The 26,369-nt window shown below is 39.1% G+C and carries 25 protein-coding genes; 15 read left to right on the plus strand and 10 right to left on the minus strand.

The window, feature by feature from the left end; all coding sequences use genetic code 11:
* Positions 1-652 precede the first annotated feature (652 nt).
* Positions 653-1,978 (minus strand): glycerate kinase, encoded by a 1,326-nt coding sequence (locus tag PLZ15_11145; protein HOI30299.1) that lies wholly within the window; start codon positions 1,976-1,978, stop codon positions 653-655.
* 89 nt (positions 1,979-2,067) lie between these two features.
* Between PLZ15_11145 and PLZ15_11150 the strand changes: the two genes are divergently transcribed.
* Complete coding sequence (locus PLZ15_11150) at positions 2,068-2,721, plus strand: hypothetical protein (GenBank protein HOI30300.1); 654 nt, start codon at positions 2,068-2,070, stop codon at positions 2,719-2,721.
* 105 nt (positions 2,722-2,826) lie between these two features.
* On the plus strand, positions 2,827-3,759 hold the full coding sequence (locus PLZ15_11155; GenBank protein ID HOI30301.1) for a diacylglycerol kinase family lipid kinase: 933 nt from the start codon (positions 2,827-2,829) through the stop codon (positions 3,757-3,759).
* 25 nt (positions 3,760-3,784) lie between these two features.
* Here the strand turns inward: PLZ15_11155 and PLZ15_11160 are convergent, their stop codons facing one another.
* The gene (locus PLZ15_11160; protein HOI30302.1) at positions 3,785-5,965 is read right to left on the minus strand and encodes a S46 family peptidase; all 2,181 of its coding nucleotides are present in this window, start codon (positions 5,963-5,965) and stop codon (positions 3,785-3,787) included.
* Positions 5,966-6,230: 265 nt separating this feature from the next.
* Between PLZ15_11160 and crtI (PLZ15_11165) the strand changes: the two genes are divergently transcribed.
* The 9 genes from crtI (PLZ15_11165) to PLZ15_11205 all read left to right on the plus strand — a co-directional run bounded on the left by crtI (PLZ15_11165) (position 6,231) and on the right by PLZ15_11205 (position 14,399).
* Positions 6,231-7,712, plus strand: a complete 1,482-nt coding sequence (gene crtI / locus PLZ15_11165; protein ID HOI30303.1) for a phytoene desaturase family protein — start codon at positions 6,231-6,233, stop codon at positions 7,710-7,712.
* Positions 7,693-8,541 (plus strand): phytoene/squalene synthase family protein, encoded by an 849-nt coding sequence (locus tag PLZ15_11170; GenBank protein ID HOI30304.1) that lies wholly within the window; start codon positions 7,693-7,695, stop codon positions 8,539-8,541. The genes crtI (PLZ15_11165) and PLZ15_11170 overlap by 20 nt, the downstream gene beginning before the upstream one ends.
* The gene (locus PLZ15_11175; GenBank protein HOI30305.1) at positions 8,541-9,122 is read left to right on the plus strand and encodes a hypothetical protein; all 582 of its coding nucleotides are present in this window, start codon (positions 8,541-8,543) and stop codon (positions 9,120-9,122) included. The genes PLZ15_11170 and PLZ15_11175 overlap by 1 nt, the downstream gene beginning before the upstream one ends.
* Positions 9,115-9,807, plus strand: coding sequence for a lycopene cyclase domain-containing protein (locus PLZ15_11180; protein ID HOI30306.1), 693 nt, complete (start codon positions 9,115-9,117; stop codon positions 9,805-9,807). The genes PLZ15_11175 and PLZ15_11180 overlap by 8 nt, the downstream gene beginning before the upstream one ends.
* Positions 9,786-11,279, plus strand: a complete 1,494-nt coding sequence (gene crtI / locus PLZ15_11185) for a phytoene desaturase family protein (GenBank protein ID HOI30307.1) — start codon at positions 9,786-9,788, stop codon at positions 11,277-11,279. Before PLZ15_11180 ends, crtI (PLZ15_11185) begins: the two co-directional genes overlap by 22 nt.
* Before the next feature lie 61 nt (positions 11,280-11,340).
* Positions 11,341-12,000: a lysophospholipid acyltransferase family protein gene (locus PLZ15_11190; protein HOI30308.1), complete on the plus strand. Its 660-nt coding sequence runs from the start codon at positions 11,341-11,343 to the stop codon at positions 11,998-12,000.
* Positions 11,997-13,100: a glycosyltransferase family 2 protein gene (locus PLZ15_11195; GenBank protein ID HOI30309.1), complete on the plus strand. Its 1,104-nt coding sequence runs from the start codon at positions 11,997-11,999 to the stop codon at positions 13,098-13,100. The genes PLZ15_11190 and PLZ15_11195 overlap by 4 nt, the downstream gene beginning before the upstream one ends.
* Positions 13,079-13,723, plus strand: a complete 645-nt coding sequence (locus PLZ15_11200; GenBank protein HOI30310.1) for a carotenoid biosynthesis protein — start codon at positions 13,079-13,081, stop codon at positions 13,721-13,723. Before PLZ15_11195 ends, PLZ15_11200 begins: the two co-directional genes overlap by 22 nt.
* 7 nt (positions 13,724-13,730) lie before the next feature.
* On the plus strand, positions 13,731-14,399 hold the full coding sequence (locus PLZ15_11205; GenBank protein HOI30311.1) for a fatty acid desaturase: 669 nt from the start codon (positions 13,731-13,733) through the stop codon (positions 14,397-14,399).
* On the opposite strand, the gene PLZ15_11210 is transcribed toward PLZ15_11205, so the two are convergent.
* The gene (locus PLZ15_11210; GenBank protein ID HOI30312.1) at positions 14,392-15,549 is read right to left on the minus strand and encodes an ATP-binding protein; all 1,158 of its coding nucleotides are present in this window, start codon (positions 15,547-15,549) and stop codon (positions 14,392-14,394) included. The two genes, PLZ15_11205 and PLZ15_11210, sit on opposite strands and share 8 nt — an antisense overlap.
* Positions 15,550-15,557: 8 nt before the next feature.
* Positions 15,558-16,022 carry a hypothetical protein gene (locus PLZ15_11215; GenBank protein ID HOI30313.1) on the minus strand — a complete coding sequence of 155 codons (465 nt, stop codon included), beginning with the start codon at positions 16,020-16,022 and terminating at the stop codon, positions 15,558-15,560.
* 150 nt (positions 16,023-16,172) lie between these two features.
* On the opposite strand from PLZ15_11215, the gene PLZ15_11220 reads away from it, so the two are divergent.
* Positions 16,173-17,672, plus strand: coding sequence for an NTP transferase domain-containing protein (locus tag PLZ15_11220; GenBank protein ID HOI30314.1), 1,500 nt, complete (start codon positions 16,173-16,175; stop codon positions 17,670-17,672).
* A 49-nt stretch (positions 17,673-17,721) separates the two neighbouring features.
* Here the strand turns inward: PLZ15_11220 and rpsT are convergent, their stop codons facing one another.
* Positions 17,722-17,985 (minus strand): 30S ribosomal protein S20, encoded by a 264-nt coding sequence (gene rpsT / locus PLZ15_11225; protein HOI30315.1) that lies wholly within the window; start codon positions 17,983-17,985, stop codon positions 17,722-17,724.
* Positions 17,986-18,217: 232 nt separating this feature from the next.
* Between rpsT and queE the strand changes: the two genes are divergently transcribed.
* Together queE and PLZ15_11235 are read left to right on the plus strand one after the other, a co-directional pair.
* Complete coding sequence (queE, locus tag PLZ15_11230) at positions 18,218-18,856, plus strand: 7-carboxy-7-deazaguanine synthase QueE (protein ID HOI30316.1); 639 nt, start codon at positions 18,218-18,220, stop codon at positions 18,854-18,856.
* Positions 18,856-19,269, plus strand: coding sequence for a 6-carboxytetrahydropterin synthase (locus PLZ15_11235; protein ID HOI30317.1), 414 nt, complete (start codon positions 18,856-18,858; stop codon positions 19,267-19,269). The genes queE and PLZ15_11235 overlap by 1 nt, the downstream gene beginning before the upstream one ends.
* Here PLZ15_11235 and PLZ15_11240 read toward each other — a convergent pair.
* The 5 genes from PLZ15_11240 to PLZ15_11260 all read right to left on the minus strand — a co-directional run bounded on the left by PLZ15_11240 (position 19,264) and on the right by PLZ15_11260 (position 23,941).
* Entirely contained in the window at positions 19,264-20,016 is a 753-nt protein-coding gene (locus PLZ15_11240; GenBank protein ID HOI30318.1) for an NAD-dependent deacylase, read from the minus strand. The genes PLZ15_11235 and PLZ15_11240 overlap by 6 nt on opposite strands.
* A 44-nt stretch (positions 20,017-20,060) precedes the next feature.
* Positions 20,061-20,837, minus strand: a complete 777-nt coding sequence (locus tag PLZ15_11245; protein HOI30319.1) for a hypothetical protein — start codon at positions 20,835-20,837, stop codon at positions 20,061-20,063.
* A 26-nt stretch (positions 20,838-20,863) separates the two neighbouring features.
* Positions 20,864-21,841 carry an HD domain-containing protein gene (locus PLZ15_11250; GenBank protein HOI30320.1) on the minus strand — a complete coding sequence of 326 codons (978 nt, stop codon included), beginning with the start codon at positions 21,839-21,841 and terminating at the stop codon, positions 20,864-20,866.
* A 61-nt stretch (positions 21,842-21,902) separates the two neighbouring features.
* Positions 21,903-22,427 carry a UpxY family transcription antiterminator gene (locus tag PLZ15_11255; protein ID HOI30321.1) on the minus strand — a complete coding sequence of 175 codons (525 nt, stop codon included), beginning with the start codon at positions 22,425-22,427 and terminating at the stop codon, positions 21,903-21,905.
* Positions 22,428-22,453: 26 nt separating this feature from the next.
* The gene (locus PLZ15_11260; GenBank protein HOI30322.1) at positions 22,454-23,941 is read right to left on the minus strand and encodes a response regulator; all 1,488 of its coding nucleotides are present in this window, start codon (positions 23,939-23,941) and stop codon (positions 22,454-22,456) included.
* A 139-nt stretch (positions 23,942-24,080) separates the two neighbouring features.
* On the opposite strand from PLZ15_11260, the gene PLZ15_11265 reads away from it, so the two are divergent.
* The gene (locus PLZ15_11265; GenBank protein ID HOI30323.1) at positions 24,081-26,366 is read left to right on the plus strand and encodes a TonB-dependent receptor; all 2,286 of its coding nucleotides are present in this window, start codon (positions 24,081-24,083) and stop codon (positions 26,364-26,366) included.
* Positions 26,367-26,369 lie beyond the last annotated feature (3 nt).

Here is a 26,369-nt window from a genome sequence, read left to right on the forward strand (position 1 = left end):
CTTTTAAGCATAGGGTCGGTGGTTCGATCCCACCCGCGCTCACGATTTAAAGCCTTGCAATTCAATGAGTTGCAAGGCTTCTTTATTTAATGCGAAAAAACTGAAGGAGAAATCTGATTCTTCTGGGAAAACATGACAGTAAATATTGGTCTGAATCAATGTACTATTTCTTTATGAAGTACTCTTTTATGCCTGAGAAAATATATTCCCATGTATAATTCCCCATTTAGGTAAAACCGAGGCAGCTGCCTCTACTCTTTTAGCAATAGCATAGAATGCTTTAATAAATTGTTCGCATCCTGTTATTAATTTTATATTTCGGAGTGATGAAACTATTTTTTCTACTTTAAGCTTCTTCTTTCTGATTGTTTACTCCTCTATCCAAATACAAGTTTTACTAACTTCATTTTGGATCTTACAATTGGAGCTTGTTACTTTTTTGTATCCCGCCAAGAACCTACATTCAGATGCATTGTTTATATAAAACAAAAATGTATTCCCGTGTCCGCCAGTAGAATTATTAATTCGGAATATCAGAATTAGAAGTTGCTTAATAAAATTATCGGGCAATCGATTTCCGGATCCGTGTGACCGCCGGGTCATCTACTTCCGGAGAGTAAAAATATTGGAAGGTGAAAAAATTTTCTCTGCATCAGTTAATTAAAATAACTGCAATATCCATTACATTGGTTCCGGTCGGACCTGTAATTATCAATCCGCCGGTTTTCGCGAAGAAATTATAAGAATCATTAGTACTCAAATATTCGGCAGGATCAAGTTTCAAATTCTCACTTTTACTGATAATTTGATCAGATACAAAAGCACCGGCGGCATCTGTAGGTCCATCCGTTCCGTCAGTTCCACAGCTCGCGATTATGTATTCGAACTTATGATTTTTCATTTCCAAAAGGGCTGCAAGTACAACTTCCTGATTTCTACCTCCTGAACCTTTCCCGCGTATTGTAACCGTTGTTTCTCCGCCGATAAGAACACATGCCGGGGCGGGAACCGGATTACCATCACCGTGAATCTCTTTTGCAATGGAAGCAAACAGTTTTCCGATTTCCCGGGCTTCTCCCTGAAGATCTTCTGAATAGATAATTGTATTATATCCCAGCGATACGGCCCTGTCTCTGGCATTTTTTAAGGCTTCTTTATTATTGCCCAGAATTATGTTTGTTACATTTTTGAAAATTATATTCCCCGGTTTAACAGTTTCGGGAATTAATCCTTTAATTCCATTCGTAATGTAAGTATGTATTCTCTCCGGAATTGACTTAGTTATGTTGTATTTATTCAATACATTATACGCGTCTTCAAACGTTGATGGATCGGGTGAAGTTACGCCCCCGGATATTGCTTCAAGAGGATCGTTTATCACATCGGATAAAATCAGGCTCACACATGTTGCGGGAAAAATTATTTCTGCCAGTATTCCTCCCTTAATTTTCGAGAGGTGCCTTCTTACAATATTCATCTCTTCGATGTTAGCCCCGCAGCCGAGAAGAATTCTGAATACTTCCTGAAGTTCGGGAAGTGAAAATTCCGCCGGCAGCGATTCAACGAGAGAAGAACCTCCGCCGGAAAGTAGACAAATAACAAGATCATTCTCCCCGCATCTTTCAGCTAATTCAAGCATTTCCTTACCGGCTCGAAGTCCGTTTTCATCAAGAACAGGATGGCCTGATTCAATTACCTTTATTCTAGAACAGGGTAATGAATGCCCGTATTTTGTGGAAACCACTCCGGAACTGATTTTGGGTCCAAGTAATTTCTCAAACTCATAAGCCATAGCGGCAGATGCTTTCCCTGCCCCGAGCAGATAAATATTTTTGTATGAGTCGACGGGAAACTTGTTGTTCTTAATAACAAGTTGATTTCCTTCAATCATAACAGTTCGCCGGATTAATTCCGATGGTTTTACCGAATCGATTGCTGCGTTAAGTATTTCGTTAAGATTCTTTTTGAGTTTTTCCATTTATTACCTCTCCCAAAAATAAAAATTATTTCATTGATGATTAATAATATTGTAAATTACTTCCGTTCAAAAATAAATTCAGGAATCCTGTGGATCCCTATATTCAAATTTTTATTGGAAGTTTTCTACTGAGTATCGTTCATGCATTAATTCCGAGTCATTGGCTCCCTCTTGTTGCAATCGGGAAAGCTGAAAAATGGACAGCTCCGGAAACTACAACAGTTGCGGCCATTACGGCTGTCGCTCATACATTCAGCACTGTTGTTATTGGTATTATTGTGGGACTTGTCGGTTATAAACTCTCTGAAACTTATCACTATATTACTCATTATATCGCCCCGACAATACTGATAATTCTGGGTTTGATCTACTTGTACCTGGAATACCGCCACAGCAAGATTAAAACCGCACACTCCCACCACCACGTTGATGTTGATGGAATAGTTGAAAAGAAGAAGTCAAAACGGTCAATCATTTTAACGCTTAGTATTGCAATGTTCTTCTCACCATGTCTCGAAATTGAAGTTTACTATTTTACCGCAAGCCGGCTTGGATGGACGGGTATTGGAATTGTTTCTGCTGTTTACTTTTTTGTGACCGTTATAGGGATTGTGCTTCTGGTTTATCTGGCCACGCGGGGATTTCAGAAGCTTCAGTGGAATTTTCTGGAACATCACGAAAAGATGATCAGCGGAATTATCCTTCTGCTGGTTGGTCTTCTTGCATTCTTCGTGGAATTTTAATTATAGGGATTTACTTATTTGATGTTAATGATATGATAAAAAATTTCTTTAGAGAGTGCACCAAAATGAATATTTTCTATCTGTCAATTTCAATTTGATTTCCTGATGAAAAAGATCTCATTTGTAATTAACGGCCTTCTGCGGAACATTAACTCCCGGACAAAAGAAATCGAGCTCCTTCTTGGAGGGGACTTCAATATATCCTACCACATATCCCAGAAGAGTGCGGATTCTATTTCACTTTCCCGTAAATGCATTGAAGAGGGAACCGATTATATTATCGGTATCGGGGGCGACGGAACTCTTAATGAAGTGATTAATGGAATAATGCTCGCTGAAAAATCCAAAAGAAAAAATGTAAAAGTCGGATTACTTCCCACCGGTTCCGGCAATGATTTTGCCAAGAGCATGAACCTTGATGATCATGTATCAACACTCAGAAATCTTATCGAAAAGGATCAATCCGTTTCAATCGATATCGGCAGGATAGAATGTAAGGATAATTTTGGAAACGATACGGTAAGGTATTTCAATAATATTGCAGATGTAGGTCTCGGCGGAGAGGTTGTAGTTAAAGTCAATAAAAGCAGCAAATTGTTCAGCCCCACCTTCAGGTATCTTAAATCCTCGGTGGAAGCGTTTTTTACTTACAGAAAAAAAAGGGTAAGATTTACTTCGTCACATTTCAGCTGGGAAGGTGCCGTTCTTATTCTCTGTCTGGCAAATGCGAATTATTTCGGAAGTGGTCTCGGTATAGCACCCCATGCCCGTGTTGATGACGGGAAGATGGCGGTTGTAATCGCGGGCGAAATAAGTCTGTTCGATTATCTCAGGAATCTTTCACGTATCCGTAATAAGGAATTGATAAACCATCCCGGTATTCTCTACCAGGAAGTTGAATCGTGCACGATTGAACCGGTTGAAGATAACCTTATGATTGAAACCGACGGCGAGATAGCGGGAAGACTTCCTTTGAAATTAAGTGTACTTAATAGAGAAGTGGAGTTTTTAGCTCCTAAATATTTAGAGGGACGTTAATAATTAACGCCCCTCTTCTAATTTCCTAGATTCCGATTTCTGATAAAATATTCTTCGCGCCCGAGAATTTATCGAGCACCCAGAGCACATAACGGATATCGACACCGATCGAACGGCTGTAGGATTCATTCCACGCGAAATCATTAATCGTAGCTTCGAAAGCACGGTCGAAATTTACACCAATCAGTCTGCCGTAAGCATCAAGTATAGGCGAACCGGAGTTTCCGCCTGTAGTATCCATATTATAGAGCATTGCAATTGGAAGGTTGTTTCTCTTCTTGCTTAAATATCTTCCGAAATCTTTGCTGTCGTAAAGCGATCTCAGTTTATCGGGAATTGCAAATTCCTCGCCGCCCGTTGCGTTCTTCTCGATTATTCCGTCGATAGTTGTAAACGGTTCCATATATGTTGCGTCTGCAGGCGAATATCCTTTTATATAACCGTATGTTAGGCGAAGTGTACTATTGGCATCGGGTATGAAGTTTGTTTTTTTCCAGACTATCTTTACATCAACAAGATCACCATAGAGTTTATTTAATTGTCCTTCATTCCGTTCATTTAGTTTTATAAGCGCCAGATTTTGATTCCTTAATTCATAAACTAAATTTATAAACGGATCATTGAGGGATATGAGCTCGTCCGGAGTTTTTGTAAGAAGTGAGTTGAAATATTCGGTATCCCTTATTTTCGAAGCCAGAATTGTATTATCTATAAAATCAGATATTGTCTGTGTACTATAGTTTGAAGATGCGAATAGTTGATCGAGAGCTTTTATCCTGGATGTACTCGTAAATGTACCTGCGTCGTTAATCAGTTTGGCAAGCATAATCTGTTCGAATTTTGCATTCTGACTTGTGAACGAACCAACCGCACGGTTAATAGTCTGTTTTAGATTCTTTTCCTGGTATTGCGTGCTTCTCTCGTTTTCAGGTTTCTGCATCTCCTCAGCATGATTTAGAATAAAATTCCCGAGAGAGATTGTCGGGGACATACTTATTGCCTGACGGAACCACAAGTCGGCCTCTGCGTTGTCGTTAACACTTACAAACACCTGATTAATCTGGTCGAGCAGATTACCGTATGTTTTTTTCAATTCCGGATTTGAGTTTATAAAGTCATTTAAAAGTTTGTCCTCCGCTTCCTTCTGTGCAACCAGATTTATTTTCTTAAGGCCTTTTAGTTTACCTTTATAATTTTTCATTGTATTTGCAAGGCCTTTAATCCTGCTGGCTACTGCCAGTTCAAGTTCTTTATCCCCTTTGCTTATTTCCTGAAGAGTTTTAATCGCATAATCATAAGTCTCGGAAATATACGGCAGAAGATAATCCTGCTGATATTTTATGTATTGCGAAGGGCGGTGTCTGAATGTTCTGCCCGGGTATCCCAGAATAAAGACAAAATCATTTTCCTCTACACCGTCAGGATTTACTTTTAAGAATTTTTTTGGTCTGAATGGAACATTTTCCTTCGAATAAGTCGCAGCTTTTCCGTCGGGTGCTACGTAAGCTCTCAGCAGCGAAAAATCACCTGTATGACGGGGCCATACCCAGTTGTCGGTTTCCCCTCCAAAGTTTCCGATCGATTGAGGCGGCGCATATACCAGCCGCACATCCCTTATTACTCTGTACTTGAACAACACATATGTTTTCCCCGCGAACATTTCAGAAACATCTGCAACTATCGATTCTTCCTCATTGGCAGCGGCACCGGCTATCTCTCTCGATTTCTTCGCAATTGTCTGGGCTCTTAAAGATGGATCGGTAATGTTTTTTACCGCATCCAGAATCTCGGCAGAAACATCTTGATAAGATTCAAGTATTCTACATGAATTACCGAGAGCGGGAATCTCTTCTTCTAGTGAAGCTGCATGAAATCCGTTCTGTAGATAATTTTTTTCAACCGTGCTGGCTCTTGCGATCGATCCGTATGCACAGTGATGATTTGTAATAATCAAACCTTTATCCGAAATAAATGAACCCGTGCATCCGCCTACATTTACAAGCGCATCTATCAGGCTTATTCCGTCCGGATTATATACTTCCTTCGGGTCAATTTTCAATCCGGCTTTAACCAGGTCAACTTTATCAATTTCACTTAAGGGGTACATCCCTTCTTCCGGAGATGCCGGAATCATCCCCATAATAAATGTAAGCACAATAAATAGAACGGTAATTCTGATCGGCTTTAATAATAGTCTTTTTCTCATCTCAACTCCAGTTATTGTAAAATCAGAAAATTTCGGTTACAAATTAATTTTTTAATCGTTATGAAGGAAGGGGAATCGTTTTTTATTAATTCAATCAATTCGAAAAATTTTAAATTGACTTCATCTATTCGGCCCTTATGTCATTGTAATCTTTTTATAAATTAAAATTTATTAAAGTATAAAGTGACGCCAGTCTTATTCAAAATGTCAATTGGAACTAAAAATCGGAATTACAGGTTATTTATGCATAGATTGGAAAAGTAAAATGAAGAAAAAAGCGATAATAATTGGTTCCGGACTGGGCGGTCTTTCTACAGCTTTACGCCTTACATCCAGGGGATATGAAGTAGTTATACTTGAAAAACATTCAACCCCGGGCGGCCGTATGAACATGATTGAAATGAATGGTTTCCGTTTTGATTTGGGGCCTTCATTTATGAGCATGACTTACGAATTCGATGAGCTTTTCGAATCGGTTGGTATTAAAAATCCCGTTGAGTTTGAAGAACTGGAGCCGTTATATCAGGTTTACTTTGAGGGTAAGGAAAAACCCCGAAGAATATTCAAAGACCTTGAAAAACTTGAAAAGGAATTCAGCGATGTTGAACCCGGGCTTGCTCACAAGGCAGATCAATATCTGAACCGGGCGGCTCAATTCTGGCATGATACAGAAGATAAAGTCGTTAAATCGAATTTCGACAGCATGATCAGATATCTTCTAAAACTCTCTACGGTTCCCTGGAAACATATTCCTTATTTGTATAGAACTATGTGGAGCGAGGTGGACAAACAATTTAAATCGGAAGAGGTTAAAATTATTTTCTCCCTTGTTGCCTTCTTTTTAGGTGCAACACCTTTCCAGACTCCTGCCATTTATTCTCTCCTAAATTATACCGAAATGCGTCATAACGGATACTGGAGAATTAAAGGCGGTATGTACCGGCTGATTGAAGAACTGGTCAAAATTCTAAAGGAAAGAGGAGTTGAATTTCATTTTAATACAGAGGTTGTTAGTACCGGATCGAACAACGGAAAACTTTATGAAGTGATTGACCGGAATGGGAAGAAATGGCAGGCCGATCTCTTCATATCTAATGCCGATGCAGCTTCTTTCCGCGGACAGATTTTAGGCCGGAATAAATTCAACGAACGTAAACTCGATAAAATGCACTGGACACTTGCACCTTTTACAATTTATCTCGGTGTTAAAGGGAAGGTTAAGAATCTGGAACATCATAATTATTTCCTCGGAAGCAATTTTAAAGGTTACGCCGATACTATCTTCACTTCCTCAATCTCTCCGCAGAAACCTTACTATTATGTTAACGTTCTTTCCAAGTCCGATCCTTCTTGCGCGCCCGAAGGATGCGAAAATATTTTTATACTCTGTCCAGTTCCGGATCTGCGTTATAAAAAGGATTGGTCCGATAAAGAGGAACTTGCAAAGACAATAATTGATGATTTATCTAAAAGAGTTGGATTTGATTTGGATGCGAACACGATTGTTAAAAAGATTCTTGCACCAGATGACTGGGCACAGATGCTTAATCTTTATAAAGGATCGGGATTAGGACTTGCACACGATATTAATCAGGTAGGTGCTTTCCGTCCCAGGAACAAAGACGAACATTTCAGCAATTTATATTATGTGGGGGCTTCAACAACACCTGGCACCGGTTTGCCCATGGTTGTAATCAGTTCACGATTAGTAACGGAGAGAATTCTGAATGATTCAGCTCTATCATAATACTTCATTCGCAATGAGCAAGGTTCTTACGAATGCTTACAGCACTTCGTTCAGTCTTGGTATAAGTGCTTTTGCCAAAGAATATCGCGACCCTATTTATGCGATCTACGGTTTCGTTCGGCTTGCAGACGAAATTGTTGATTCCTTCCACGAACACGATAAATCCGGACTTTCGAAAAAATTCAGAGATGATACTTTCGAAGCCATTGAAAAGGGAGTTTCAACAAATCCCGTTCTTCACGCTTTTCAGATAGTTGTTAATAAATACAATATTGATAAAGAATTAATTGATGCGTTTCTAATCAGTATGGAAATGGATCTCGATAAATCCTCTTACCATCGTGAAGTATATGATAAATACATCTATGGTTCTGCTGAAGTTGTAGGGCTTATGTGTCTCAAGGTTTTTGTAAACGGCGATCAGAAACGTTATGATGAACTTTTATATCCCGCTAAAATGCTCGGCTCTGCTTTTCAAAAAGTGAATTTTCTGAGGGATATTAAGAGCGATATTCACGAAAGAGGCAGAATCTATCTGCCGGATGTGCACGATACGAGAGGTATAGATAATGAGAATAAAATTCGGCTCGAAAAAGAGGTTGATGAAGAATTCAAAATTTCCCTGCATGGGATTTCCGGGCTTCCGATGGGTGTGCGGCTCGGAGTATACACAGCATATCTCTATTACTTTGTTCTCTTTAAAAAGATTCAGCAGCTTGGAGTTGAAGAACTTCTTAAGAGAAGGGTCCGTGTTTCAAATTTTACTAAGTTTTTCCTCTTCCTTAAATCCTTCTGGGAAATTAAGGTTGCTAAGATCAGGTTCGACTGATGAAAGTACTTCTTTTGATACTGTTTTTTATTCATTTGCCGGTTTTCGCGAACGGAAAGGTGAAATCGGGTAACCATGAGATCGACCTCGAAATCCTGGAGTACATAAGGACTAATTATTATGCCTCCGTTGAGAATGAGGATCTCGTAGAAGTTATCGAAAAATACATTGAAAAAAATTTCTCGGCGGATAAGGGGAAGTATCCGAACCTTATTCTTGCATATGTTGCGGCATTGCAATCTGTTAAATCGAAGCACGCATTCTGGCCTTTGACAAAGCTCGAGTATTTCAATGAATCTATGGATCTCTTTTCCAGAGTTGTAAGCAGAGAACCGAACAGTCTTGAAATCCGTTTTTTACGGTTTGCTATCCTTCATCATGTTCCCGGGATTCTCGGTCACTCAGCAGAAAAGCAGGAGGATGCAAATGAAATCTTTAAACTTCTTTTGAAAAAAGACTATTCCAGTATTAAAGAGGAAATTCAGATTGGTATAGCGGAGTTTCTGGTTAGAAGTGAACGGCTCGATCCTTCTAAGGAAAAAATATTAAAAGAAAATTTTGTTCTGAATCTAAATGATTAGTGAATACCTGCTTATTAATATTCTCACAATTATAGTTCCTCTGCTGCTTTCTTTCGAAAAAAAGATCCGGTTCTATAAAAATTTATTTCCGCTCCTTGTTTCTGTCTTTATTGTCGGCGGTACTTATATTATCTGGGATGTAATTGCAACCTACCGGGGAGACTGGGGATTTAATACCCTCTTTATCACAGGTGTCAAAATAATTAATCTACCTTTAGAGGAAATTCTTTTTTTTATTACTGTTCCTTATTCAGGTATCTTTCTTTATGAAACAGGAAAATATTATTTAAGCGAAAAGAAAATTCAGATTGGAAAGAAAACCGTTTATTTTAGCTCTGCATTTTTAATTATCACAGGTTTCCTTTTTATCGACCAGTATTACACTTTTACTGTATTAATATTCAGCGGATTGTTTCTGCTGATAGCTCAATTATTAAACTCCCGTTTACACATTCTTAATTCATTCCTCTACTGGCTCTGGATTCTCTTCATGTATCTTCCTTTTCTAATTGTAAATTATTTTCTTACTTCGCTTCCTATAGTAACCTACTCTCCGGAGGCAATATGGGGTATCAGGATAACGACAATTCCGATGGAGGACTTCTTTTATTCCTTTTCCATGCTTTCATTTTATCTCCTTGTCTATTTGATTGCAAAAGATAAATGGCTAAAAAAAGAAAAATAGCGGTTATAGGTTCAGGACTCGGAGGACTGAGTGCTGCAGTCAGGCTTGCCGGATCCGGCTACCAGGTTGATCTGTACGAGCAGAATAGCAAACCCGGTGGTAAAGCTAATCAGATCTCAGAAAATGGCTTCCGGTTTGATACAGGCCCTTCCTTACTTACTATGCCGTTTGTAATTAGAGAATTATTTGAAAACGTTGCGGAGAATATCGAAGATTATCTTAAGGTAATTCCGCTTAGCAACCTTTGTAAATATTTTTATGATGACGGAACTGTAATAAACGCCTACGCCGATACTGAAAAATTTGCGCGGGAAATATCTGATAAGACTTCTGACACTGCCGAATCCGTGAAAAAATATTTAAAATACTCCGAAAAGATCTACCGGTTAACAGCCGATCTTTTCCTATTTCAGGATTTTTCCGACCGGAAAAATTTCCTGACAAAGAAGGCTTTAAAAACACTATTAAATATAAACAGCATCGATCCGTTCAGAACAATGCATAAAGCCAACAGAGCATTTTTCAGGGACAAAAAGACAGTTCAGCTTTTCGACCGGTATGCAACTTACAACGGTTCAAATCCCTATAAAGCTCCTGCAACACTTAATATTATTCAGCATGTTGAGTATAATCTGGGCGGTTATATTCTAAGTGGCGGAATCTATTCGCTCGTTACGGCACTTTTTCAGGTAGCCCGTAAAAAGGGAGTCAACTTTTTCTTCGATAGCAAAGTAACTCAAATACACCACGATGATTTTTGGGTTACCGGTATTACAGTTAACCGAAACGGAATTGTTGAAAAGAAAAATTATGATACAATTGTTTCGAATGCCGACGCAAACCACACATATAAACAGATGTTAAAGGATTCTGTTACGCCTTCTGCCAAACGCTTTTCGAAACTGGAACCTTCAACCTCTGCTCTGGTTTTCTACTGGGGAGTACAGGGGAATCATAAGGATCTGGAAATTCATAATATTCTTTTCTCTTCTGCTTACAAAAAAGAATTTGCCGACCTTTTTGATAGAAAAGTCTGCCCAGATGACCCGACTGTCTATATTTACATTTCATCTAGATTCAAAGAGGATGATGCCCCGGCCGGGCACGAGAACTGGTTCGTTATGATTAATGCCCCGTATATTGAGAATCAAAATTGGGAAAGAGAAATTGAAAAGAGCCGAAGGAATATTTTTGAAAAAATAAAGAACCGGCTCGATATAAATATTGAAAACAAAATTGTGTTTGAAAAGATACTGACTCCCGGAATGATTGAGAAAGAGACTGGAAGCACTCTCGGTAGTCTTTACGGTATTTCATCAAACGGGAAAAGCGCTGCCTTTGTCCGGCAGAAAAACAGATCCAAAGAGTATTCGGGCCTCTATTTCTGCGGCGGAAGCTCTCATCCGGGCGGTGGAATTCCTCTGGTAATCCTTTCGGGTAAAATGGCTGCAGAGTCAATTATTAATTCTTAACTTACATCGGCTGTTTTTATCACCCGGATTTTTTAATTAAAGAAGGTTGAAAAAGTCTATAATGATTAAAGCCAATCATAAAAACTACGCTGAGTGGATCTTTATTCCTTATATGAACCGGATACTTAAAAATAATTTCAGCCATTTTTATTTGGTTAATCAATTTCCTGAAATTCCAGACAATACCGGCCTCGTAGTAACTCCTAATCATATCAGCTGGTGGGACGGTTTCTTTGCGAAGTATCTTTTTGCGAGGGATATAGACCGGAAATTCCATATTATGATGCTCGAGGATCAATTACGCAAATACAGGTTTTTCAGCAAGCTCGGTGCGTATTCTATTGATCCGGGAAATGTACGGAGCGTAATAGAAACTTCACGATATACTAGTGAATTGGTTTCCAATACAGTTAATTTTATTATTACGTATCCCCAGGGTGAAATTCAATCTTTCGAGAAAAGACCGCTCAAGTTGAAAGAAGGTCTGAAAATATTTACAAGAGAAATTAAAGGGGATTTCTTAATTCTGCCCGTGGGATTCAAGATTCATTTCTATAATGAAAAACATCCCGCGGTAATTGCAAGGTACGGTAATCCAATTGAAGGCACAAAAATATTTGATGATTACAATGCTTTCGAAAGAAACTTTACCGGTAATCTCGATCAGCTTGCGGATGCAGCGGAGAATATGAACTTTGCAGGGGATCTGTTTAGTAGATGATCTGGGAATTATTGTTTATATCGTTGATTACTCTGAATCTTTTTTTTATGTGTGTTGTTGTTTACAATTATTTTACCGCACCGCGCATTAAGAATACTGATCCGGTAGTCGGCACTGATCTTAAGATATCGGTTCTGATACCTGCCAGAAACGAGGAGTATAATATTAAAGCTTGCCTTGAATCTGTTCTCGAACAGTCTTATAAGAATATTGAGGTAATTGTTCTAGATGACCATTCCATAGATAAAACGGCATCAATCGTTAACGATTTTGAATCTAAGGATAAGCGCGTAAGAATTGAAAAGGGGAGAGATCTGCCTGAAGGATGGCTCGGTAAGAATTGGGCTTGCTTTCAACTAGCAAAAAAAGCGTCCGGAGACCTTTTTCTCTTTATCGATGCGGATGTTCGACTCAGCAGGCACTCTGTTTCAAATGGAGTTGGATTGTTCCTAGGGAAACATCTTAATCTTTTAAGTGTATTTCCGACTCAGAAAATTTCCGGTATTGGAGCTCAACTTGTTGTACCGTTAATGAATTGGATTCTGCTAACGTTTCTGCCCCTTATCAAAGTATATTCATCAGCCAATAAATCCTTCGTTGCAGCGAACGGACAGTTTATTCTGATCGATAGTAAAACCTATGAAGAAACCGGCGGACACAGCGCTGTTAGAGATCAGGTTGTTGAAGACATGGAACTGGCAAGAAGAATTAAAAGGAGAAATCTGAGGATGATGACCGCTCTTGGAGATGATTCGGTATCATGCCAAATGTATAACTCATTTAAAGATTCGATTAATGGATTCTCTAAAAATTTTTTCAGCGGTTTTAATACTAACATTTTTGTCTTTGCCTCTCTATTGTTTTTTATCTTTGTTTTATTTTTCAGCCCTCTTTTACTTGTTGCAGCCGGTCCGGAATTTCTCGTAGTCGTATCAATTATTCTAATCGGTAGAATTATTATTTCGAAGATGAGCAGGCAGAATGTTCTAATAAACTCTATACTTCATTTTATACAGATTCCCGTCCTTCTTTTTATCGGATTTAATTCGGTCCATCAATCAATTTTTGGCAGGAGAACATGGAAGGGAAGAAAAATATAGTAGTAAGATACGCAACTAAATTCCTCTATATAATTTTTGCTGTCGGAGTTGCCGGTCATCTTCTCCCTGATACAAGAGAGTTAATGCTTCTGCTGACTCCGTTTACTCTTGTTCTAACAATTGGCGTAGTGTTTTATTCACTATTGTTGGAGTCGAACAGGAAATTAATCTACTGGCTGGCAGCCACTTATTTATTTACGCTTACAGTTGAAATTGCCGGAGTTAAGACCGGGCAAATTTTCGGTCAATATTCATACGGAAGGACACTCGGATCAAAGTTATTTGATGTACCATTGATAATAGGCCTCAACTGGGTCTTTGTTATTCTTGGCGGGATTATAATTTCGAAGGAAATAACAAGCGATAAAAATCTTATTGCCGTTGTTACGGGACTGATTGCTGTAGTATTTGATCTGTTTCTTGAACCCGTTGCAATGAAACTTGATTATTGGAACTGGTTGGACGGAGAAATACCCTTTCAGAATTATGCGGCATGGTTTGTAATCGCTTTTATTGTAACATGGTTATTCTCAAGATTTAATCTGCACATAAAAACCGATCTTCCTAAAATTTATCTTCTCGTTCAATTCGTTTTCTTCATTTCATTATTTCTATTCTTATGAGGTTCAAATGGGAATATTAATTGCAACATCTGTTATTCTTATCTGGCTGTTTCACCTGATCTATATTTTGACTTCAGTTGATGTTGATTTTATATCACCCATATTTTATTTGCATCTGTTTCTGCAGACCTATTTTTATACCGGATTGTTTATTACCGGTCATGATGCCATGCATCAAACTGTAAGCAGCAATAAGAGACTCAACCGTGCTGTTGGAACAGCTGCAGCGTTTTTATATGCGGGTCTTTCTTATAAAAGATTAATAGCGAATCATTTCAGGCATCATAAGAATCCCGGAACGGCCGAGGATCCGGATTTTAACATAAAGTCACAGAACTTTTTTGTCTGGTGGGGGTCCTTTATGTACCGGTATGCAACGATCACTCAGTTAATTATAATGGCAGCAGCGTTTAATATTCTTAAAATTTGGGTGGATGAAATATCACTCTGGTTTTTCTGGGTGATACCGGCAATATTAAGTTCTTTTCAGCTTTTTTTCTTCGGGACTTATCTCCCGCACCGTAAACCTCATCAGCACGATATGGAACCTCATAAGGCAAGGACTCAAAAGAAGAATCATCTCTGGGCAATGCTTTCGTGTTATTTTTTCGGGTACCATTTTGAGCATCACGATTCCCCGCATACTCCATGGTGGCAACTTTATAAGATTAAGTAGATTCAGGGGTAAAATTGAGAGGTATTTCAATAGTGAAAACGGTACCGAGCTGATCGCTCGAAACAAATGAAACTTTACCTTGGAGGTTCTGCTCTATTATCAGTTTTACGCTGTAGAGTCCGATGCCGCGCCCTTTTTTCTGTTTTGTGCTGAAAGATCTTTTGAAGAGCTGTAGCTGAACATTCTCTGGAATAAGCTGAGTGCTGTAAACGTTGAAGTATACTGTGTCATCTGCCGAATAGGCGTAGAGTTTAACCTCGTCGTTATTTAATGAAGCCTCGAGAGCATTCTTTATGAGATTGCCGAGAGACCTAACCACAAGGACTTTATCGGTCTGAACTTTAACATCATTTTCAAGGAATTCCACAAAGAAATTCTTTCCGATTGTAAGTTCATGATTCTGATAAACTTCAAAAGCCGATTGAAGCAGTTCGTTGGCGGAATAACCTTTTATACTTATTTGAAGATTACCTTCCTCGGCATGCCTGATCTCGCGCTGTAATAATATCTCATTGAGTAATTGTTCCGATGAAACCACGAGCGAATTTGTGAGATGTTCCTTTTCTTCATTCTCTTTCTCTTTTATCAGGAGCTGAGCCAAACCGTTGATTGCACTTGAAGTGTTGAGTATGTCGTGAAAAAAGATTCTCTCCAGCGCCTCTTTTCTTTTCTCGCTCGAAATATCTTTGACTGAAAAAAGTGTATATGAATTGTTCTTAAACCGAATCGGCTGAGTGAATACAGAAAATTCGTACGAAATTTCCTTCCCCGTCCGTAAAGCGGTTATCTTGCATTCCTCTTCCTGTTTTGCATTAGTCTCACGGGTCTGCTTAACGGACTTACCGGCACCGCATTCACGGCAGAATGATGAAGTTCCGCATCCGCCGGCCATTTGATTGGTGTGTATGCAATTCAACGCTTCCCCAATCCGCTTTCCCAGAATCTGCTCGGGTACTTTAACGTTGAATGCGTCGTAAGCTTTATTGTTAAACGCAACTATCTGCCGGTTACGGTTCAGTACAACTACAAATTCAGGAAACCCTTCCAGTATCTCGCTGATAAGAGGATTGACCTTGAAGAGTAAATAGTCGTCTATTATCTCTTCAGGTTCCGATCGCTCGGGGGAATCGAATTGGGTCTCGGGAATCATCTCCATTCCTATTTAAAGTAGTATCGCGCACCCAGAGCGATGTCGAGATCGAGCGATGTTTTCGGCAGCAGATTGAATACAGGTACCAGTTCTAAAAAAACATCTATGGGGGCTTGATCGTTTAACCAGGCAATACCGATAACTCCACGCGCTCCGAGAGCATTGTCGGAGTTATTTACAAACCGTAAACGGCCGCCGAAACCGTAATAGACCGGCAACCGGTATTCTGATTTAACAACATCAAATGCATGGTAAAGATAATCCGCATGTATTGATAATGCGCTGAACTTTCTTACGAATGAATAAGCCAGACCGAAATCGAATGCATTGTCTTCGTCCAACCAGTATTTTGCACTGAAACCTGTCGGTTCACCTACTATTATTCCCAGTCCGAATCCGCTCTCCTGAGCCTTTAATCCCGATGCTGAGAAGAACATAATCAGGATTACAAAAGCAATTGATATTCTTTTCATCTAATCCCTTAAAAAAAATTAAAAACCGCTTCGAATTAACGAAAAAAAGACCTTAAAAAAAAGTTAGTTTTAACTCTCGAATCATGGATCTTAGTAATATTTATTTTTCAATAATGCTTAATTTTGTGCCAATCATTATAAAGGGACTTTATGAATAACGACCAAATAAATGATCTGATTAAATCCTACTCCTCAGATTTTGATTATAATAAAAAGGAAACTGCAATAATTCTTGCAGCCGGCCACGGCAAAAGAATTAAATCGAATACTTCCAAAATGCTTCACCGGATATGGGAAGTGCCAACCGTCGAACGCGTTTGCAATGCGTGTCTTGAGTCCCTTGGTGATGCTAATATAATTATAGTAGTTGGAATTAAAGCTGAAGAAGTGATTAAAACTGTTGGCAAACGAAACTCTCTCCTTTATGCTTATCAGGAAGTTCAGAACGGAACAGGGCATGCCGTTCAGGTTGCCCTCGAAAATATCGTTCCGAATAAATATGAAGGATCAATTTATGTTCTGCCCGGCGATATGGGACTTATAGATGCGGCAACAGTGAACGACTTTAAAAATTATTTTATGAGTTCCGGCACTGACATGCTTGTGCTTACCGGTATGTTTGAAGGGAAAACCGAAGAGAATTATTACGGCCGGGTTGTTAGAGTACCTTTATCCGGAAAGTCCGGCAAGCGGCCAACCAATTACGGAAATGTGATTGAAATAATCGAGTATAAGGATATTGTTAATCTGCCGGATAATAAGCCGTACAAGGTCAAATACAAGAATAAAATGATTTCGTTCACCAAAAAGGATCTTATTGAGAACAGGGAATTCAATTCGGGCGTTTATGCTTTTGATTTTAAGCTGCTGAATAGTTTGATAAAAGAGATAAGAAGCGAGAATGTTCAGAAGGAAATCTACCTTACGGATTTAATCTATCTTTTTAATACACACGGTTACCGGGTTTCTGCAGTCAGCCCCGCTGAACAATACGTTCTGATGGGATTCAATAACAAATCGGTCCTTAAAGAAATGGATGCCGTCGCACGCCGACTTGTATATGAAAAAATCAAAGACGTAATTTCTATTGATGATCCGGATGATTTCTTTATAGATGAAAGCGTAGTCAATGAAATCCTGAAGATGGATCTGGCGGGTAATCCTCTCGATATAAAAATCGGCAAGGGTGTTTTCGTCGGAAGGGGAGTTAAACTGAATTATAATACTTCACTTATGAAGAATGCATACCTCAGCGGTGAAATTTGCCTGGGGAAAAATGTAACTATAAAAGAGAATGTACAACTATCATGTTACTACGGACAGAAGATTGAGCTTTCGGATAATGTGGAAATATTCTCAGGCAATATTCTGAAGGGGAATATATCAGTTGGTGAAAACTCCGTTATAGAATCGGGTGTCAGAATTACGGGAAATGATGAGTACCCTGTAATAATCGGTAATAACGTTACCGTAAAGGGAGTAACATATATTTTCGGTTCAATCGTGGAAAACAGCATGATGATTGAACATTCTGTAATTGTCAGAAAAAGAATCAGGAAACCCGAGAGCGCACGTCAGGAAAAATTAAAAGTCCGGTATTTCATCCCGGAAACTGAAGGGCTTGATGCAATCGAGGATTTAAAAAAATAAAAGGCAACCTAAAATAATTTAAGTTGCCGTAAATGATGTTAAGAGAAAATTATTTTGCAGCGGCTAATTTATTAACGTGTTTTGTTAATGTTGATTTTTTTCTTGCAGCCGTATTCTTATGAATTCTTCCTTTAGCTGTCTGTTTATCCAAGGTTGCAACCGCAGCTTTTAATAATGTTTCGGCCTGAGTCTTGTCTTCGGTTGAATAAACCTTTTTTACAAGTGTCTTAACTTTTGATAAAGCGGCTTTGTTTCTTTCGCTTCTTTTTTTGCTCTGTTTAATTCTCTTTTTCGCCGACTTGTGATGCGCCATTCAAAATACCTTATAATTGTTAAAAAACGTGCGTAAATATAGTATTCTGAAACATCCGAATCAAATTAGCAAATAATGTAATTAATGAGATTCCTGCGGATAAATTCCGTTTTTTAAGATTATCCGGGGTCCTGAACTGAAGAATTCCCCTCCCAAAAAGTCGAAAAAGACCCTTTATTGGTTGGTTATTTAAATGATTATTATCTTTGCACCCGGCTTTAAAGGAATTTAATTGCTTAAAGTAAATGAAATATATTATTCGATTCAGGGGGAAAGCTCTAAAGCGGGCCTGCCATGCGTCTTTGTCCGGCTTACTTATTGCAACCTGAGATGCGTCTATTGCGATACCGAATACGCTTTTTACGAAGGGACAGATAAAACTATTGACCACATTATTGAAGAAGTCAAAAAGTATGATTGCCGGCTTGTGGAAATAACTGGGGGAGAACCGCTGGTCCAGACGGAATCGATCGAATTGATGAAAAGACTGTGCGATGAAGGATTCGAAGTAATGCTCGAAACCGGCGGAAGCCTTACTGTAGAAAAAGTCGATAAGAGAGTGATGATAATACTCGACCTTAAATGTCCTTCCAGTAAAATGATGAAGAAAAATTTATATGAAAATCTTGAATATCTCAAGCCTACTGACGAAGTAAAATTTGTTATCGGAACACGTGAGGATTATGAGTGGTCCAGGGAAATAGTTAAAAAGTATGACCTCATGAATAAATGCGGAGTTCTCTTTTCTGTTGTATTTGGAGAACTTGAACCGGTTCAACTGGTTAACTGGGTACTGGAAGATAAACTGAAAGTGAGATATCAACTGCAGATGCATAAAATTATTTGGCATCCTGAAACTAAAGGTGTGTAATGAAAATTGCAAAAGAGTTTAAATGGGAAATGGGTCACCGTCTTGCGTTCCATGCAGGGAAATGTAAAAACCTGCACGGTCATTCATATACATGTATGATTGAACTCTCTGGTAAACCGGATAAGAACGGAATTCTTCTCGATTATTATGATCTGAAAAATATTGTGGAACCATTGATTGACAAGATGGATCACTCATTTATGGTGAATGAAAATGATGCTGAATTGATTGAAATGCTGGATAAACTGGGATCGAACAAACTTGTTGTACCTTTCGAATCAACTGCCGAGAATATTTGTCTTTATCTACTCGATCAACTTAAAAAGAATAGTTTACCGGCAAATATTGAAGGTATTAAGGTGAGGGTTCTTGAAACAGAGAACACATACGCCGAAGAGGAGTGCCGTTTATAAATTCCCGCCGGATTTTATCTTATTAACCAGCTTCAAAATTTCCGGAAGTATTTCACCGGATTTGCCGAACAATGAGTAATCAGCGTGAGTGGATAACTCTGTAGGCTCGATATTAATTTCAACAAGGAAAGCACCCGCTCTTTTAGCGCTCATCGGAATATAAGCCGCAGGATATACAACCGCCGAAGTACCAACAACGAAACAGATATCGCTCCATTCTGCCGCTGTCTCTCCGCCGCTGAATTGATCCTGGGGAAGATATTCGCCAAACCAGACTACGTCGGGCCGGACCAGTCCGCCGCATTTTTTACAGTGGGGTACTCCGTCAGATGGCTCGAGTTCATTCAGATCGAAAAATGTTTTACAATCGACACAGAAATTTCTTTCGATGTTTCCGTGAAGCTCGTAAATTTTTGTAGAACCGGCTCTTCTGTGAAGGTTATCAATATTCTGGGTTACAACAGAAACTTCGTAGAATTTTTCCAGTGCGGCAATTGAATAATGTCCGGCATTCGGTTCCGTGTTGTGAACAATATCTCTGCGATGCTGATACCATTGCCAGACCAGGTCGGGATTTTTCATGAAGGCATTAAAATTGGCAAGCTCTTCCGGTTTCATTTTGTTCCATATTCCGTCTTTGCCGCGGAAAGTTGAGATCCCGCTCTCGGCCGAAATTCCTGCACCGGTAAAGAAAACCAGCTTCTTTGCCTTTTCCAGATTATCCGAAAACTCTTTTTTGAATTCCATATTAAAAAGCCTCTCCCTTTTGAGGAGAGGCTGCTGAAAATTAATTATTCGTCTTTTATATCATCAAGAATCTGTTTTGCCTCAGCCTTCCGTTTTTCATCATCCTGATGTGAGTTGGCTATGGTTAATGCTTTGTTTAACATTTCGCGGGCTGTTTTATACTCATCTTCGCGAACCAGGGAATTTGCGTAATCTACATAGAACATAACATAGTTTGGGAAAAGCTCAATCGCTTTCTTGAATTCCTTAATTGCTATTTCATTATCAGCCCAACCCAGACCCAAAACAGAACGTGCGGGTTTCCACTTTTCACTGGTTTTTGCATGAGTTCTTCCAAGTACATAATGGGAAACACCCTGAACAAAATTACCCCCGTTGTTCAATTGTATCGCCTTTTCTACATCAGCTCTAACTGAATTCACAACCCCTGCTACTGTAAAAACACCTTTGAAAAGTGCAATCTTGCCGTTTGCAATGGCTCTTCTTAAAAAGCTGACAGATTTGCCGCCGTCGAGCTTAACCGATTTTTCTGCATAGTCGAGGGCTTTCTGATAAGTTGCTATCTGTGCGTCCTCCTGAGCAGATGTACTTGCAGGCATTTTATCACCAATGTCTACATAAGTACGGCTCAACCGCCAAACAACTTCCCAGTTATCCGGTTCCATTTTCTCTGCCTTGAGCAGAACTTCAAGGGCTTTCTCGTTATTGAACTGTGCGTAATATTTATCACATTCTTCAACAAGCTGATTCACTGATTGAGCAGATGCAAAACCGGAAAAAAGAAATAATAATAAGAATTGTAATAAGAGTGCTTTTTTCATTTTTTGAGTCCTCTTAATGTTTATGATTATTCTGTTTGTTTTTCATCCGGGAAGTCGTCCGGAATATATAGTGATGTATTTACAAGATTTAAAAAACGGGTCCAGCGCGAACCTTTATTCTTATCTGTTTCGATCGCGTATTTGTAAGCATTTGTTTTCGCGCTCAGTTCGTCAGCCTGGTATAATACAATTGCCTCCAGAGTTTTTGGCTCTACCGGCGATGCAAATTCCAATTTGCCCTGATGACTTAGTATTAGATGTAAAAGTTGATTCTTCAATTCTTCGGGGAAATCGGTAATCTCGTTAGCCGCCTTTTCAACTTCCAATGCGCTGATCACGATGTGCCCCAGCAACTTCCCCTTATCCGAATAATCAAATGCGGTATCGTAAGTAAGTTCCTCTGTCTTTCCGAAATCGTGAAGCAGGGCTCCGGCAATTAAAAGGTCTCTCTTAATCTCAGGATGGATAAGAGCCATAAGATCGCAAATCTTTATTATCTCAAGTGTATGTTCCAGAAGCCCGTGGATATATGCGTGATGCCATGCTTTGCCTGCAGGTGTTCTGGTGTACTTCTCCAGGTTTTCCCCGCTTAGAATTTTATTGATAAGAGAAAGGAGATAAGGATTGCTTATTGAACCGATTATTCTTTTTAATTCATCGATAAGCTCAGTCAGAGCTTTTTTTGATTTCGGGAGAAAGTCTTCGGGCAACACATCATCTTCATCTTTAGCCGGTCTAATCTTATCGACTCTTATTTGAAGCGAATTGTTGAATTCTTCAATAGAACCCGCAACTTTAACAATGGCTCCTTCTTTCAGTTGATCTGCGAACTCTTCGAATTTATTCCAGACTTTTGCCGGGAGAAGGGCCGTTTGATCTCTCAGTTCAAGACTTAAAAATGGTTTACCTGTTTTGGCAGTTTTTATTTCGGATTTTGTGATAATAAGGAAGAGTGTGAATTCATCTCCTGCAGAAAGTTCATTTAATCTCTTTTGATTAAACATAAACCGTTTTTTATTCCCTAAAGTGTTGTCAATTTATTAAAAAAAATATGAATGGCAAAGCTCAGGTTTCTACAATTTTTATGATGCCTTCATTATCAATCCTGACCAGCACCGATCTGCGAAGAAGATCAATTGATACGGCAAGATGCTTTTCCCCCTTTTTATGCTCTGTAACAATACCGGTTACATTTTTAAATGGTCCCTCTGTTATCATAACTTTTGTCCCGACTTCAATTTTATCCGTAACAAATACTTCCGGTTTCTCGGCTAGAATTTTTTTAAGGTTTTCAATCTGGCAATCCGGTATTGCCGATGGTTTTCCGTTAAAACAGATAGTTCTAACAATTGATGTTTGCTGCATTGAATGAATTCTCTCGTATTCGTCAGCAAAAATAAATAGGTATCCGGGAAATACCGGCACTTCAATTTTCTTTTTACGGTCGCTCCATTTTTTTTCTTTCAGCATTGTCGGAAGGTAAACTTCAATCGATAAAGAGGAGATCTGAGAGACCGCTTTAAATTCCTGACGGGGTTTTGTATAGAGTGCAAACCAGTGCCTTGCTATTTCTTTTTCCGATTGTGGCATAGTATAATTTATCCGGTAAGAGAAACCTAAAAAATAACTTCCTGCATTGTATCGAGCAGGAGATTCAGTTCGAGAGGTTTGGGAATAATTTTATTAACACCTAATCTGGAATATGCTTTCGAGATTTCGTCTGTAAGCTTGGCAGAAACTACAATTACCGGAATCGACCTGCTCGATTCCCGTTTGTTAAGAGCTTCAACAAGTTGTATCCCGTTCATCAACGGCATATCGTGGTCCGTAATAATTAAAGTGGGGAGAAGATTCTTAAGTATCCCGATTGCCTCGTATCCGTTATCTACGGAAACGATGTCAAAATTTTTCAGATTTTCTTCAATAACCTTTTTATAAAGAGCTCTTACAGACGGGTCGTCTTCTACAACAAGTACGCAGTTCTTGGCTTCGGGAACCGTGAAATGGAATTCGCTTCCTTCACCTACCTGCGAATAGAACCAGACGTGACCGCCGTGCTTATCAACTATTTCCTTCATTAATGTCAGTCCCAGTCCGCTTCCTTTTTCACCGTTTGTCCCTACAAGCGAAAATTTCTGATCAATTTTGAATAGCTTATCCTTATTTTCTTCTGCTATTCCGAGACCCTGGTCCCTCACAATTATCTCAATCATTCCGTCTTTGAATCTTTGCGCGTGAATATATATTTCTTTCCCGTCAGGAGTATATTTTATTGCATTACTTGCAAGATTTACAATTGCCTGTCCGATCAATCTTTCGTCGGCGTTCATGAATAAGTCTGCCGGAATATCGAACTTAATATCAATATTTTTTCGTACCGCATCCCCGGTTAACGGAGTTATAACGGCTGCTACTGCCGACTTAACGTTTAAGCGCATCGGATCAATTTTTATTCTTCCTGTCTGAAGCCGGGACCAATCGAGAAGACAGTTAATCAGGTTGAGCTGGGTTTTGGATGCGTCGTAAATATATTTCAGATATTCCAGTTTTTCATCTTCACTAAGATCCTTCTCATTCAAAAGTATTTCAGAAAATCCGAGAAGAGTTGTAAAAGGCGCTCTTAAATCGTGCGAAATTATTGAAATGAATTTATCCTTGGCTGAATTCTGTTCAATAAGAGCCGTATTAGACTTTTCGATTTTCAGTTCCTTCTCTTTCAATTCAGTTATATCGAAAAACGTACTTCTTTTTTCAACTATTTCACCATCATGATCCCTGATCAATTTAAGTGATTCCTGGAGCCAAATTTTAATACCCGATTTCGAAACAATTCTGAAGTTAAGAGTACCGGAATCCAGTGATGAATCGCTCTCAAGCTGCGCAAGCTTTTTCTTTAGCAAAGGTAGGTCTTCTTCGCAGACAATTGAATATATTTTTTCTGAAAAAGAATTAATCTCATCCGGCTGATACCCGGTTATATCGAAAATAGAATTCGAAAAAAAGTTTCTGCCTTCACCGTTTTTGTATATGATGGAAATAAATATGTTCTTAATCCCATCGCTGAAATTTAAGAGGTTACCCCAGTCCGGTTTTTCCTTTTCCATAGCCCTTTATATAGGTGAGATGCGGTTCAAATATAAAAAAAAGTAGATAATACTGCTCATTTTATTATCTATTTTTAAATCAGAACTAATTTTAAATGAACAGTGTTAGTTAAGTAGTTAAAAAAATCTATAAAGGAAAATGAAACAGTTAAAATATTTTACGACAGTTTTTGTTCTTCTCATTCAGATTACAATTACCGCCCAGAATTCCAGAGGCGGTATTACCGGTAAAGTGACTGATAAGATTACAAAGGAACCGTTGCCTGTTGTCAATATTGTAGTTCTTGGTACAAATATAGGCGCTGCTACCGATATAAATGGCAAATTTGAAATCAGCGGCCTGGAACCCGGCACTTATCAGGTTAGAGTCTCTGCAATAGGATTTAATACAATCGTGAAATCTGATGTGATTGTTAATAACGTTAAACCGACTGAGCTTCTTTTTGAACTTACAGAGGCGGTAATTGAACTAGAAGGGGTTGTTGTTAAGTCGGAGTATTTTGATATGAACCCGACAGAGTTAAACAGCGTTATAACATTCGGAAACGAGGAAATAAGAAGGGCTCCGGGCGGATTTGAGGATGTGGTACGTGCGCTTTCTGTCCTTCCCGGTGTTGCTCAGGCGAGTCCCGGCAGGAATGACCTCGTTGTAAGAGGAGGCGCACCATCAGAGAATCTGTATGTGGTTGACGGATTTGTTGTGCCTAATATAAACCATTTCGGCAGCCAGGGAGCTACAGGCGGACCTCTCAGTTTTATAAATCTCGATTACGTTAGGGAAGCAACTTTTTCTACAGGCGGGTTTTCTGCCATTTATGGCGATAAACTCTCGTCTGTTTTGCAGATCGACTTAAAAGAGGGAAGAAAAGACAGGATAGGAGGGAAAGGGACTATTTCAGCTTCTCAATTCGGATTTAATCTGGAAGGACCGGTTTCATCAAACTCCAATTTTATCTTTTCTGCCAGAAGAAGTTATCTTGATTTTATCTTCAATGCAGCCGGATTTAATTTTGTGCCAGAATATTACGACCTCCTTTCCAAATTCACATACGAAATAGATACAAGAACAAAATTGTCGTATCTCTTTATCGGTGCATTCGACAAAGTAAAATTTAACAATAAAGATTCGGAAGACCTTTACGAAAATTCCCGGATCCTTGGAAGCAACCAGAACCAGTATGTGACCGGTATCTCTTTCAGAAAGCTGTTCGGCAAAGGATTCTATAATATAACCCTCTCCAGAAATTTTGTTGACTACGACACATCCCAGAGGGATACGCTTCTAAATCCGATTTTCCTTAACCAGTCCAGGGAAGGTGAAAACGAATTAAAAGCCGACCTTGTTTACAAATTATCATCAACATCCGAATTGAACGTTGGTACATCGGCAAAACTTATTAAATTCAATGCGGATCTAAAGCTTGAAAGTTTCTTAACATCTTTCGGAGAAACTCTTCAAATTACTTCTCTCAGTACATCGAGAAATTATTCCAAGTTCGGCTTCTATTCCCAATACTCCGATGTACTGTTCGACAGGTTAATGATCTCATTCGGAGCCAGGGCGGATTATTTCAGCGGAATAAATAACGGACTTAATATTAGTCCCCGCCTTGCACTTTCATATATAATAAGCGATAAAGCTACTTTAAGTTTCAGTACTGGAATCTACCATCAGAATCCGTCGTATATCTGGCTTGCAGCATTTGAATCTAATAAGGATTTGAAAGCAGTACGCGTCGACCAGTTTGTTGTTGGATATGAACGGAAGCTACGCGACGATATCAGAATGAAACTGGAAGGTTTTTATAAGGATTATAAGAATTACCCGGCAAGTACTTTTCGTCCGTATCTCATCCTGGCCAATACAGGCGCGGGTTTCGGGGGTGGCGACGAGAATTTTTCTTCATTCGGATTGGATCCTTTAATTAGCGCCGGAAAAGGTGTTGTAAAAGGAGTCGAGTTTTCGATGCAGAAAAAATCCTCGCAGGTCCCGCACTATGGAATCCTCAGTATTACATACAGCGAAAGCAGGTTTACTCCTCTCGACGGAATTGAAAGAGCCGGCTCGTTCGATCAGAAATGGATAATTAATCTTAGTGCCGGTTATATATTCAACAATAAGTGGGAAGCTTCTCTGAAATTCCGTTTTGCAACAGGAAATCCGTTTACTCCTTTCAATTTGGACGGTACTCAAAGTGTAGCAAATTTCAACTCAAGCCGTTTTAAACCGGTTCACTCACTTGATATCAGGGTTGACAGAAGATGGGACTTCGAAAGTATTGCATTAATCACTTATATCGATATACAGAATATTTATAACAGAAAAGTTTCCAACACAATCAGGTGGGACTACAGGAAGGGAGAGATTGATGACCAATCGTCAATCGGCATTTTGCCTTCGATCGGAATCAGTCTTGAATTTTAATCT

It is taken from the genome of Melioribacteraceae bacterium (assembly GCA_035362835.1).
Classification (GTDB): Bacteria; Bacteroidota; Ignavibacteria; order Ignavibacteriales; family Melioribacteraceae; genus DSXH01.